Raw genomic sequence first — 11,872 nt, 5'->3', positions numbered from 1 at the left:
TCTTCATTCATTCACCATAGGGAGTGTCATAAACGCGGTTCAACGGTCCGGAAACCGGGGGTCACGCGGGTTCATGCAGCGTCATATTCGGCCTCAAAAGACGGCAGCCTGTTTCCGGGCCCGCGGCATATGGCGGCGGGCCGGGAAACAGGCTGCGCCCGTGTAACAGATGACCTAGATCGAGTAGCGCTCGTCCTCGTGGTCGCCGGGGTGGTCGTTGACCAGGCCGGCGGCAAGGGTGTTGCCGTCGAGCGGGTCGATCACGAGGAACGCCCCGGTGCGGCGGTGGTGCAGATAGTTCTCCAGCGGAAGCGGAGCGGCGAGCCGAAGCTGCGCGTGCCCGATATCGTTCAGCTCCAGCGTGGTGGTCGGTTCCAGCTGGAAGCTGGCGAGGTCCAGCTTGCCCGTCACGTTCCGGACCAAGGCCTGGACCGTGCGGGTGCCGTGCTTGACCAGCACCTTGGCACCTTCCCGGAGCGGCTTGGGCGAGAGCCAGCAGAGAGCCGCGTAGACGTCGGCGCTGCTTTCGCGCACGGTTCCGGCCGCCGCGATCGTGTCACCGCGGGCGACGTCGAACTCATCCGACAGGCGCAGTGCCACCGACTGCGGGGCAGCCGCCTCGGCGAGCTCGCGGCCAGCGAAGTCGATCCCGGTGACCGTGGTGGTGCGCGGTGCCTGGCCCGGCGTCAGGACGCTGACCTGGTCCCCGAGCTTCACGGAGCCTTCGGTGATCTGGCCTGCGTAGGCACGGTAGTCGCGGTACGCCTCCGGATCCAGGCCGCCGGCGACGGCGTCGGGAGCCAGCGCACCCTGCGGCCGGACCACCAGCTGGACCGGGAAGCGGAAGCTCTCCAGGTGGCTTTCGAGTTCGTCGGCGGCCGGCAGGGTCTCCAGGACTTCCAGCAGGGCCGGCCCGTCGTACCAGGGGGTCCGGTCCGAGCGGTCCACGACGTTGTCGCCGTCGAGCGCGGAAACGGGGATGACCAGGAGGTCGGCAACCCCGTCGGAACCAAGCCCGAGCTCGCGGCCGACCTGCTGGACGTCGGCTTCGATCGCGCGGAACACGTCCTCGCTGAACTCCACGAGGTCGATCTTGTTCACGGCGACGATCACGTGCGCCACGCGCAGCAACTGCAGCACGGACAGGTGCCGGCGGGTCTGCTCCAGGACTCCCTTGCGGGCGTCGATGAGCACGACGACGGCGTCCGCGGTTGACGCGCCGGTCACCGTGTTCTTGGTGTACTGCACGTGCCCGGGGCAGTCCGCGAGGATGAAGCTGCGGCGGTCCGTGGCGAAGTACCGGTACGCGACGTCGATGGTGATGCCCTGCTCGCGCTCGGCGCGCAGGCCGTCGGTCAGCAGGGCGAGGTCAATCCCGCCAGCCGAACCCCCAAATCCGCGGTCCGCGGAGGTGCGGGCGACGGCGTCGAGCTGGTCGGCGAGGATCGCCTTCGAGTCATGCAGGAGCCGGCCCACGAGGGTGGACTTACCGTCGTCGACGGAGCCTGCGGTGGCGAAACGGAACAGCGTGGTGGGCAGCGCCGCGGACGCCAGGTCCGGGCCCGCGAGGAAAGTTTCCGTGCTCATTAGAAATAGCCGTCCTTCTTGCGGTCTTCCATGGCGGCCTCGGAGATGCGGTCATCGGCCCGGGTGGCGCCACGTTCGGTGATGGTGGAGGCGGCAACTTCAATGACGACGTCGCGCACGGTGGCAGCGGCCGATTCCACGGCGCCGGTGCAGGACATGTCACCGACGGTCCTGTACCGGACTGTCTTGGTAATGACTTCCTCGTGGTCGCGCGGCTGGGAGACCTCGCCGACCGCGCGCCACATGCCGTCGCGGGCGAAGACCTCGCGCTCGTGGGCGTAGTACAGGCCCGGAAGCTCGATATTTTCGCGCTCGATGTAGCGCCACACATCCAGTTCGGTCCAGTTGCTGATCGGGAAGGCCCGGACATGCTGGCCCACGGTGTGCCGGCCGTTGTACAGGTTCCACAGTTCGGGGCGCTGGTTGCGGGGGTCCCACTGGCCGAACTCGTCGCGCAGACTCAGGATGCGCTCCTTGGCGCGGGCCTTGTCCTCGTCGCGGCGGCCGCCGCCGAAGACGGCGTCGAACTTGTTGCGCTGGATCGCATCCAGCAGCGGGACGGTCTGCAACGGGTTGCGGGTGCCGTCGGCCCGTTCGGCCAGTTCACCGGAATCGATGAACTCCTGGACGGAGCCGACCACGAGCTTGAGGCCCAGCCGCTCCACCGTGCGGTCGCGGAACTCAATGACCTCGGGGAAGTTGTGCCCGGTGTCCACATGCAGGACCGGGAAGGGCACCTTGCCGGGCCAGAACGCCTTGGTGGCCAGGTGGAGCATGACCACGGAGTCCTTGCCGCCGGAAAACAGCAGCGCCGGCTTCTCGAACTCGGCGACGACCTCGCGGATGATGTGGATGGCCTCGGACTCGAGGGTGTCGAGGCTGGAGAGGCGTGTGGAAACGGGAGCGTCGGTCACCTGCGTGGGCTCCTCAGTCAGGAAAGTGCTCATACGTGTAGTCCGCATTCTGTCTTGTCGGTTCCTGCCCAGCGGCCGGCGCGGGGGTCATCGCCGGGCGCTACCTTGCGGGTGCAGGGCTGGCAGCCAATGGACGGGTAGCCCTGTGAAAGCAGCGGGTTGACGGGAAGGAGGTTGTCGTCGGAGTACTGCACCAGCTGGTCGAACGTCCAGGCCGCCACCGGGTTGACCTTGACCAGGCCGTTGGCCTCGTCCCAGATGATCAGCGGCGTGTTGGTGCGGGTGGGGGCCTCGTCGCGGCGGACTCCGGTGAACCAGAGCTCGTAGCCGGCGAGGGTGCGGCGCAGGGGCGCCACCTTGCGCAGGGCACAGCACTGGGCGGCGTCGCGGGCGAAGAGGTCCTTGCCCAGCAGCCGGTCCTGCTGCTCCACGGTGTTCTCCGGCAGGACGTCCACGACGTTGACGCGGAGGTTGGCTGCCACCTCGTCGCGGGTCGCGTAGGTCTCCGGGAAGTGGTAGCCGGTTTCGAGGAAGAGGACGTCGACGCCGGGGAGCTGGTCCGCGACGAGCGCCGGCAGGACGGCGTCGGCCATGGAGCAGGCGACGGCGACTGCGGGCAGCTCGAAATTGCGGGCCACCCAGGCGATGACGTCGCGGGCCGGGGCGTCCCAGCCGAGCTCGGCGGCGCCGGCCTCGGCGAGGGCCTTGAGCTCCTCGTGGGTGCGGAGTGCAGAGGTCACTGGAGATCCCCCTCTTCGGCGGCGTGGGCCCATTCGGCGAAGGTCTGGCCCTCGGCGCGGTCGGAGACGAACTTCCGGACCACGCGCTCCACATAATCCGGGAGATCCTCAACGTAGACCTTGAGGCCACGCACGGTGCGGCCGAGGCCGGCCTCCTCGCGGCTGTTGGACGCCAGCCCGCCGCCGAGGTGGACCTGGAAGCCGGGGGTCGGGTCGCCGTCGGGCGTTGGCAGCATCATGCCCTTGAGGCCGATGTCCGCCGTCTGGATCCGGGCGCAGGAGTTGGGGCAGCCGTTGATGTGCAGGGACAGCGCCTGGGGCAGCTGCTTGCTCTCGGCGAGGTCGGCCAGGCGGCGTTCCAGCTCGGCGACGGCGGTGGCGGCCGTAACCTTGGTTTCCACGATGGCGAGCTTGCAGAACTCGATGCCCGTGCAGGCGATGGTGCCGCGGCGGAACACGGACGGCCGGGCGGACAGGCCCAGGGCGTCGAGTTCGGCCACGAGGGGCTCGACCTCGTCCTTGGGCACGTCGAGGACCACAAGCTTCTGGTGCGGGGTGGTGCGCAAACGCTGCGAGCCGCGGGCTTCCAGGGTGTCCGCGAGCTTGACGAGCTGGCTGCCGGAGAGCCGGCCGGCCAGCGGGGTGGCGCCGATGAAGAACTTGCCGTCCTTCTGTTCGTGCACGCCGATGTGGTCGCCGGGTGTGGACGGCTTGGGCGCTGCGGGGCCGTCGGAGAGCTTGAAGCCAAGGTATTCGTCTTCGAGGATCTGCCGGAACTTCTCCGGGCCCCAGTCGGCCATCAGGAACTTCAGGCGCGCCTTGGTGCGCATGCGGCGGTAACCGTAGTCGCGGAAGATGCTGGTAACGCCGAGCCAGACCTCTGCGGCTTCCTCGGGCTTGACGAACGCGCCGAGCCGCTTGGCCAGCATGGGGTTGGTGGAGAGGGCCCCGCCGACCCAGAGGTCGTAGCCGGCGCCGAGTTCGGGGTGGACCATGCCCACCAGGCCGAAGTCGTTGATTTCGTGGACCACGTCCTGGCTGGGGTGGCCGGTGATGGCGGTCTTGTATTTCCGCGGCAGGTTGGCGAGCTCCGGGTCGCCGATGAAGCGTTCCGCGAGCTCCTGGATCAGCGGCGTGGGGTCGATGATCTCGTCCTTGGCGATCCCCGCAACCGGGGAGCCGAGGATGACGCGGGGGACGTCGCCGCAGGCTTCCGTGGTGGACAGCCCCACGGCCTCGAGCCGGCGCCAGATCTCGGGCACGTCTTCGACCCGGATCCAGTGCAGCTGGATGTTCTGGCGGTCCGTGAGGTCGGCCGAGTCGCGGGCGAAGTCCACGGAGATCTGGCCGATGACGCGCAGCTGCTCGGTGGTGAGCGCACCGCCGTCGATCCGTACGCGGAGCATGAAGTACTTGTCTTCGAGCTCGTGCGGCTCAAGCGTGGCGGTCTTGCCGCCGTCGATCCCGGGTTTGCGCTGGGTGTAGAGGCCCCACCAGCGGAAGCGGCCGTGCAGGTCGGTGCCGTCGATGGAATCGAAGCCGTGCTTGGAGTAGACGGACTCGATACGCTCGCGGACGTTGAGGCCGTTGTCTTCCTGTTTCCAGGTTTCGTTGGCGTTCAGCGGCGTGGTGCCGTCCACTTTCCATTGCCCGTGCGGCTTTGCGGCGGGGCGGGAGGGTCGCTTGGTGCGGCCGGCGGCAGCCTCGTCCGTGGACGCTCCGGCTAGAGCTGTATCAGTCATGCATCGACTGTAGGGGTGGCCGTAATGCCGTCACAAAGGGTCAGAAACGCGAGGTCACCTAGGGAAACATTTCGTCACGAACCGCAGAAAAACCTTGATCCGGCCGCCCGCCTGTGCATCTGACGGAACAGTCAGGCCTGATGTTGGGCGGCCGCGGCCAGCGCGGCGTCATAGCGTTCGAGGGCGATGCTGGCGAGGACCGGCGAGGGCAGGAGCGGCGCTGTCACAAGGTCCGCGCCGGCCTTGGCCAGTTGGTCGTGGAAGAACCCGGGCGCCAGGAGATAGGAGGCGATGACAACCCGGCCGCCCAGGTCCACTCCCCCGGCCGATTCCCCCGCGCCGGCACCCCCGGCGGCCTCCTCGCGGAGCATGGCCACGGCCTCGGGCACCGAGGGCTTGGCGGACGCGCCGTACGCGGCCACGATCCGGTTGGACCGCAGGGAGCGCAACTGCCCGGCAAGTTCCTCGACGTTGCCCGAGGCACTGGGGTCGGAGGACCCGGCGGCGGCGAGGATCACTGCGTCGTTGTCCGTTACGCCGGCCTCGCGCAGTCGCTGGTCCAGCAGCGCCGCGAGCCGCGGGTCCGGCCCCAGCGGCGCGGCGGCAACTGTGTCCGGCCTGCTCTTCACGGCCCGGGCGATGTCCACCTTGACGTGGTACCCGACGCTCAGCAACAGCGGAACCACGACGGCGGTCTCCCCCGCCGGGAGCCCCGCCACGACGGCCGGCAGGTCCGGGTCCTGCACGTCGACGTAGGCCTCGCGGACGTCCAGTCCGGGCCGGAGCGCGGCGATGCCGTCCCGGAGCGCGTTGACCTCCGCGGCTCCGAGCGTGCTGGACGTGCCGTGGGCGCAGGCGATCAGGATGGGGCTATTCATAGCCGTTAGCGTAACCTTGGAGCCGCCCCATCCGCCGCCTAATTATCGACCGGGACGCTTCATGACTTTCTCCTTCAGCCTTGTCCTGGTCTGGCTTGACCTCGCCGGCGTCTTCTTCTTTGCGGTCTCCGGATCGCTGCTCGCGGCCCGGAAGCAGTTCGACATCATCGGCTCGCTGCTCCTGGCCTCGGTGGTGAGCCTGGGCGGCGGCGTCATCCGCGACATCGTCATCAACGCCGGGCCGCCGGTGGCGTTCACCAACCCGGCCTACCTCGCGCCTCCCCTGCTCGCCACGGTCCTGGTGTACTTCCTGTTCTCCAGCGTCCAGCGCTTCACCTCGCTGCTGGTCCTGTTCGACGCCGGCGGGCTGGCACTGTTTTGCATCACCGGCACGCTCAAGGCCCTGGCCGCCGGGATGAATCCCGTGGCCGCCGTCCTGCTGGGAGTCACGACGGCGGTGGGCGGCGGCCTGTTGCGCGACATCACTGCCAACGAGGTTCCGCAGCTTTTTGACCCCAAGGACATCTATGCGTTGCCGGCGTTTGCCGGGGCGGCCTCCACCGCGGTCCTGTCCCTCACCGGGACCTTCACCGCGGTCTCCGCCACCGCCGTCACCGCCGTCGTCTTCGCCTTCCGGGTCACGGCATGGCGGCGCCACTGGCACGCCCCGCTGGCCGTGCGCGGCTGGCACCGGCTGGGCCTGGGCACGGCGGAAAACGGCCGCTAGGGATTAGCTAGGATAAGACCATGACTGACATGTTCCTCGAGAAATTCCGCGCGCTTGTCCCGAAGTATCTCGAAGACGAATGGCAGGAAGAGGATGGCCTCGCGGCCGACGAACTCGACGCCGCCCTGGCCGAACACCAGTTCCAGATCCCGCTGGTCCTGCGCGAGTTCTACCTGGCCATCGGGGGCTGCGAGGACCTCATGGAGGCCTTCCACTATTTCTGGGACCCCGAAGAGCTCGAAGTCGATGACGAGGGCTTCCTCATGTTCCTCGAGGACGAGGAAGAGCAGTTCACGTGGGGCTTCCGCGTCGGGGACCTCAGCGTCCCGGATCCGATCGTGTACCGCCGCAACAACGCCCGCGGCCAGTGGAAGAGCGAGGAAGGGACCTTCTCCGAATTCGTCTTCGACATGTTCGAGTGGGCCTTCAACGACGAGGACGAGGACTAGGCCGAGCCCGGCGGAAGATCGACCGCCGGTTCTCCCCATGTTTGGCGCCTTTTACCGGGGTGTCGGGGCGAACCGCCGGCGTTCTGCGGCGCCGGAAGTTCATACATGGGGAAGTTCAGCGGATGACGCGGCCGCGCAGCACCTGCCACACCTCATCGACGATCATCTGCGGGTTGTAGACCACGTCCTGATACCCGTACCGGAGCACTGCGTAGCCCGCCAGGGTGCTGGCATTGTTCCGCCCCCGATCCTTCTTGACCTGAGCGCGCTCAAGGTGGGTGCTTCCGTCGATCTCCACAATCAGGAACCCCTCCAGGAGAAAGTCCACAATGCCGATTCCCGGCAGTTGCACCTGGGTCTGGGTGTAGATTCCCTGGCTCCTGAACAGCAGCCTGGCGACGACCTCTATTGCAGAGTCCGCCGTACCGTCGACCAGGTCCAGGATTCCACGGGCGGCCCCGTTACGGTTTCCCGGAAGCCGCTGCCGGAGGTAATCGAGTGTCGTGCGGCCTTGCAGCAGGGCACTTTCCACCATGACGGCGGCCTCAACCGGGGGTAGGCATCGCAGCGCATGCAGCAGGGTATCTGTCAGTCCGGCCACAGGGCGGGGAAACTCCGGCGGCACCACGCTACTGCGGTGGATGACTGCACCGGCTGCCGAGCCGTGCTGGCACAGGAGATGCAGCCGCTCGGGGGCATGGAGCCGCCAAAGTCCGTGGTGCGTTGTCGCCGAGACGCAGCTCAGCAGGCCGTTGGCCAGAACCGCGGCCACGAGATCAGGCGCCGCGCCCGCCTGTGCCACAATTCCGTGGCGCAGGCGGGCGACTTCCCCTGCCGCAACCGCATTCCTGATGCTCCGCGCCGAGAAGCCTGCCTGCAACAGCGTCCCGGTCCGGGCCACCGAGCCGGCGTACCTGAGGTAACTGGTGAGGTCCATGAACCCAGCACAGTCCGGAACTGGGCCCGCCGACAGCTGCCTGGACGCCTATGTGGAAACTCCCGACGCCGATTCTCCCCAACTTTGGGGCCAGCTGACGGCGTGCCCCAACGCTTTTCGGCGTTGTCTGCCCGAGAAGTGGGGAGATTCCGAACCGGCATCGGCATCCCGGCGTCCTGACAACGGAATCCCAACACCGACAAACTGTGACAACTAATTTACAGATACCCCTAGACAGCATTACAAACTTGTCATAGTCTCTTTCTTGGGTTCACCAAATGCCTCCGGTGGATCTGATGCGAACGGAGAAATGGCCCCGGTTCGGCACAACGGAAGACTCGAACGTTGTGAGGAACCGGGGCCATTCCGTTTAAGAATCGGCAAGCCGGAAACGCCCAGGCGGCAGTGCCGGCCGTGCAAGTCGACGCCGGTGACGGCGGCGGGGCAGCGCCAAATGGAACTGCCGGCAGCGCCCAAACGGCAGAACCGGCGACCCCGGCCAGCCGACGTCGACGTCGCGGGGTGGCTAGCTGCTGCGGTCCACGACGGCGTGGGCGAAGCTCGTCAGCGAGGCCTTGACAACGCCTTCAGGCAGCGGCGCAAGGGCGGCAATGGCCTCCTCGGCCCAGGCCCGCGCCACCACCCACGATTCTGCGGTGACGGGGTGCTCCCGGAGTCCGGCCACGGCGGCCGCAAGGGCCTCATCAGAGCTGAGGTCGCCGTCGATCAGCTTCAAGAGTTCGACGGCGGACTGGTCACCGTCGCGGGCGGCGTTGCGCAGCAGCAGCACGGGCAGCGTGGGGACGCCTTCGCGCAGGTCGGTTCCCGGCGACTTGCCGGACTTGACCTTGATCCCGGTGACGTCGATGACGTCGTCGGCGAGCTGGAAGGCCACGCCCACCTTCTCGCCGTATTCGACCAGCAGGGCCTCGTAGGCCTCGTCCGCGCCGGAGAAGATTGCGCCGAGCTGGCCGGAGGCTGCCACGAGCGAGCCCGTCTTGTCCGCGATGACGGAGAGGTAATGCGCCACGGGGTCCTCGTCCGGACGCGGCCCCACGGTCTCGTGCAGCTGGCCCAGGCAGAGCCGTTCGAAGGTCCGAGCCTGGATGCCCAGCGCACGCGAGCCGAGCTCCGAGACCAGGATGGAGGCGCGCGCGAAGATGAGGTCGCCGGTCAGGACGGCGACGGAGTTGCCCCAGACCTCGTGGGCCGTGGGTGCGCCGCGGCGGAACGGCGCGGAGTCCATGACGTCGTCGTGGTACAGGGTGGCGAGGTGCGTCAGTTCAACGACGACGGCGGCCTGCACCACTGCGGGCCGGGAGGCGTCGCCCAGGTGGGCGCACAGCAGGGTCAGGAGCGGGCGGATGCGCTTGCCGCCGGCTTCCACGAGGTGACGCGACGTTGCGTCAGCCAGCGGATCGGAGTTGGCAATGGCCTCGCGCAGCTTCTTCTCGACCCGCGCCAGGTTGGTGGTGATCGCGGGCCCGAGTTCGGGGTCGCCGGCAATGGCCGCGAAGCCCGCCGGCAGTTGGAGGCCGGTGGCGATTGCCGTGGTGTTGAGGCTGGGTTCAGAGCTCGGCAGGCCGTGTCCGGCGTGCGTCCAGCTTTGGTCTGCAGAGTTGGTCACGGGTTAACCCTAACTTTTGTTGCGGAAACCGCGGAGTTGGTGCCGGAGTGCGGACCGCTGTCCGTGGTGGGCATGGCCTGGTTGGACGTGGCGGGGACCAGGGATTCCAGGACCCGGATGACCCTGTCCTCGAATCCCTTGGCGGCCGGATCGGTCAGATTCGCCAGCATCCGGACCACGAACCGCATGAGCACAGGAATGGGCATGCCCGTGCGGAGGGCGAGTTTCATGACCGCCGGCTTGCCGATCAGGGCGGCGAAGGCCCGGCCCAGCGTGAAGTGCGAGCCCCATTGCTGCTGCACGTAGTCGGCGTACCGCGCCAGGTGCGCATCGGCGGCTCTGGAAGCCTCCGCCCCGGACCCCCAGCCGGCTGACGCCGAGCGGGCGGCGGCGTCGATGATGAACTCCGCGGCGAAGCGGGCGGACTCCATAGCGTAGGAGATGCCCTCACCGTTGAACGGGGACACCATGCCGCCGGCGTCGCCGAGCAGGAGCAGGCCGGGCGAATAGTGCGGGGTGCGGTTGAAGCCCATCGGCAGGGCTGCGCCGCGGATCTCCCCCACCTGGTTCTCGGGGGTGAAGCCCCAGTCCGCGGGCATGCCGGCGGTCCATTCGCGCAGGACCTGCCTGTAGTCCAGCTTGCCGAATTCCTTGGACGAGTTCAGGATGCCGAGGCCCACGTTGGAGGTGCCGTCGCCGACCCCGAACACCCAGCCGTAGCCGGGCAGCAGCTTTCCGTCGCGGCCGGGAAGCTCAAGCCAGCCTTCCATCCAGTCGTCCTCGTGCCGGGGCGAGGTGAAGTAGGTCCGCACGGCCACGCCCAGCGGCCGGTCGTCGCGTTTCCGGATGCCGAGCGAGACGGCGGTGCGCGTCGAGTTTCCGTCCGCGGCAAGGACGACGTCGGCGGTGAAGTCCCGCGTTTCGCCCGTCTTGCGTCCGGCGTCGTCCAGCAGTGCGGCCCGGACGCCCGTGACACGGCCGTCCTCGCCGCGCAGGGCCTCGGTGACGCTGTGGCGCTCCAGCACGACGGCGCCCGCGGACCGCGCGTGCCGGGCCAACTGCTCGTCGAAGCCGAGGCGGGTCCGGATCAGCCCGTACTGCGGGAAGTCGGAGACCTCCGGCCAGGGCAGTTCGATCGTGCGGCCGCCGGCGATCAGGCGCAGGCCCTTGTTCCGGCGCCAGCCCTCGGTTTCCGGATGCGGGAGTCCCAGCTTCTGGATCTCGCGGACGGCACGCGGAGTCAGGCCGTCGCCGCAGACCTTTTCGCGGGGAAAGCTGGTCTTCTCCAGCACCGTGACGTCAATGCCGGCCTTAGCAAGGTAGTAGGCGGCGGTGGACCCGGCCGGTCCTGCTCCGACGATCAGTACATTCACAGCAGGTATCGGCTAACGTCCGGGCCGGGTGATGTTGCGGCGCAGTTTGGCCACAGGTCCGGTGTGGGCGGCGAGCGCCGTTGCACCCGCGGCGTGGCCGGCTTCGGGGCCGGCCGGCTTCTGGGCGCGGTGCACGGCGACGATGCCGCCGCTGAGGTTGCGGTAGGTGACAGATTCCCAGCCGGCCTCCTGCAGCCACGCGGCCAGGTGGTCCTGGTCCGGCCAGGCACGGATGGACTCGGCGAGGTAGACGTAGGCGTCCGGGTTGGACGAGACCTTGACCGCGATGGCCGGCAGCGCCCGCATGAGGTATTCGGTGTACATGGTGCGCCAGAGCGGCACCACGGGCTGGGAGAACTCGGCGATGACCAGCCGGCCACCGGGCTTGGTGACCCGCAGCATCTCGGCCAGGGCCTTCTTGGGCTCATTGACGTTGCGCAGACCGAAGGAGATCGTGCTGGCGTCAAAGGTGTTGTCCGCGAACGGCAGGCGGGTGGCGTCCCCGGCGATGAAGTCAATGTCCGGGCGGCGGCGCTTGCCGACCTTGAGCATGCCAAGGGAGAAATCACAGGCGATGACGTTGATGCCGGCGTCGGCGTAGGGCTCGCTGGACGTGCCGGTGCCAGCGGCGAGGTCCAGCACGCGCTGGCCGCCCGAGACACCCATGGCCTCCACCACTACCTTGCGCCAGCGGCGCGTCTGCCCCATCGACAGGACATCGTTGACGACGTCGTATTTGGGGGCGACGTCGTCAAACATCGTGGCTACTTCGTCCGGACGCTTATCCAAGGATGCTCGGTTCACCATGACATTGTCTCAAATGATCGGCTCGCCCACGAACGGGCCGCCAACCGTCGCCGCTTTCACCTGCGGCAACGGCCGCGGCCGCCGCGTCGAG

11 protein-coding genes are annotated in these 11,872 nt (G+C 68.1%); 2 read left to right on the top strand and 9 right to left on the bottom strand.

Annotated elements, in window-relative coordinates:
* Window positions 1-174 precede the first annotated feature (174 nt).
* The 5 genes from BLR03_RS07320 to BLR03_RS07300 form a co-directional block, all read right to left on the bottom strand.
* Window positions 175-1,587, bottom strand: coding sequence for a sulfate adenylyltransferase subunit 1 (locus BLR03_RS07320; RefSeq protein WP_091251272.1), 1,413 nt, complete (start codon window positions 1,585-1,587; stop codon window positions 175-177).
* Entirely contained in the window at window positions 1,587-2,534 is a 948-nt protein-coding gene (gene cysD / locus BLR03_RS07315; RefSeq protein ID WP_091251270.1) for a sulfate adenylyltransferase subunit CysD, read from the bottom strand. Before cysD ends, BLR03_RS07320 begins: the two co-directional genes overlap by 1 nt.
* Window positions 2,531-3,241: a phosphoadenylyl-sulfate reductase gene (locus tag BLR03_RS07310; protein ID WP_368086950.1), complete on the bottom strand. Its 711-nt coding sequence runs from the start codon at window positions 3,239-3,241 to the stop codon at window positions 2,531-2,533. The genes cysD and BLR03_RS07310 overlap by 4 nt, the downstream gene beginning before the upstream one ends.
* Entirely contained in the window at window positions 3,238-4,983 is a 1,746-nt protein-coding gene (locus tag BLR03_RS07305) for a nitrite/sulfite reductase (RefSeq protein WP_091251266.1), read from the bottom strand. The genes BLR03_RS07310 and BLR03_RS07305 overlap by 4 nt, the downstream gene beginning before the upstream one ends.
* 131 nt (window positions 4,984-5,114) lie before the next feature.
* A complete protein-coding gene (locus BLR03_RS07300; RefSeq protein WP_091251264.1) occupies window positions 5,115-5,861 on the bottom strand; it encodes a sirohydrochlorin chelatase in 747 nt (248 codons plus the stop codon).
* 61 nt (window positions 5,862-5,922) lie between these two features.
* On the opposite strand from BLR03_RS07300, the gene BLR03_RS07295 reads away from it, so the two are divergent.
* Together BLR03_RS07295 and BLR03_RS07290 are read left to right on the top strand one after the other, a co-directional pair.
* Window positions 5,923-6,588: a trimeric intracellular cation channel family protein gene (locus BLR03_RS07295; protein WP_091251262.1), complete on the top strand. Its 666-nt coding sequence runs from the start codon at window positions 5,923-5,925 to the stop codon at window positions 6,586-6,588.
* Window positions 6,589-6,608: 20 nt separating this feature from the next.
* Window positions 6,609-7,037: a hypothetical protein gene (locus BLR03_RS07290; protein WP_091251260.1), complete on the top strand. Its 429-nt coding sequence runs from the start codon at window positions 6,609-6,611 to the stop codon at window positions 7,035-7,037.
* Window positions 7,038-7,152: 115 nt separating this feature from the next.
* On the opposite strand, the gene BLR03_RS07285 is transcribed toward BLR03_RS07290, so the two are convergent.
* The 4 genes from BLR03_RS07285 to BLR03_RS07270 form a co-directional block, all read right to left on the bottom strand.
* The gene (locus BLR03_RS07285; RefSeq protein ID WP_091251258.1) at window positions 7,153-7,974 is read right to left on the bottom strand and encodes a type IV toxin-antitoxin system AbiEi family antitoxin domain-containing protein; all 822 of its coding nucleotides are present in this window, start codon (window positions 7,972-7,974) and stop codon (window positions 7,153-7,155) included.
* A gap of 526 nt (window positions 7,975-8,500) precedes the next feature.
* Complete coding sequence (locus BLR03_RS07280; protein ID WP_091251256.1) at window positions 8,501-9,601, bottom strand: polyprenyl synthetase family protein; 1,101 nt, start codon at window positions 9,599-9,601, stop codon at window positions 8,501-8,503.
* A complete protein-coding gene (locus BLR03_RS07275) occupies window positions 9,598-10,974 on the bottom strand; it encodes a geranylgeranyl reductase family protein (RefSeq protein WP_091251254.1) in 1,377 nt (458 codons plus the stop codon). The genes BLR03_RS07280 and BLR03_RS07275 overlap by 4 nt, the downstream gene beginning before the upstream one ends.
* Before the next feature lie 12 nt (window positions 10,975-10,986).
* The gene (locus BLR03_RS07270; protein ID WP_175460444.1) at window positions 10,987-11,778 is read right to left on the bottom strand and encodes a demethylmenaquinone methyltransferase; all 792 of its coding nucleotides are present in this window, start codon (window positions 11,776-11,778) and stop codon (window positions 10,987-10,989) included.
* Window positions 11,779-11,872: the final 94 nt, after the last annotated feature.

This window comes from Arthrobacter sp. ok909 (assembly GCF_900104405.1).
Lineage (GTDB): Bacteria > Actinomycetota > Actinomycetes > Actinomycetales > Micrococcaceae > Arthrobacter > Arthrobacter humicola.
The sequence above is the reverse complement of the archived record's forward strand: the minus strand, read 5'-3'. Positions and strand labels throughout refer to the sequence as shown.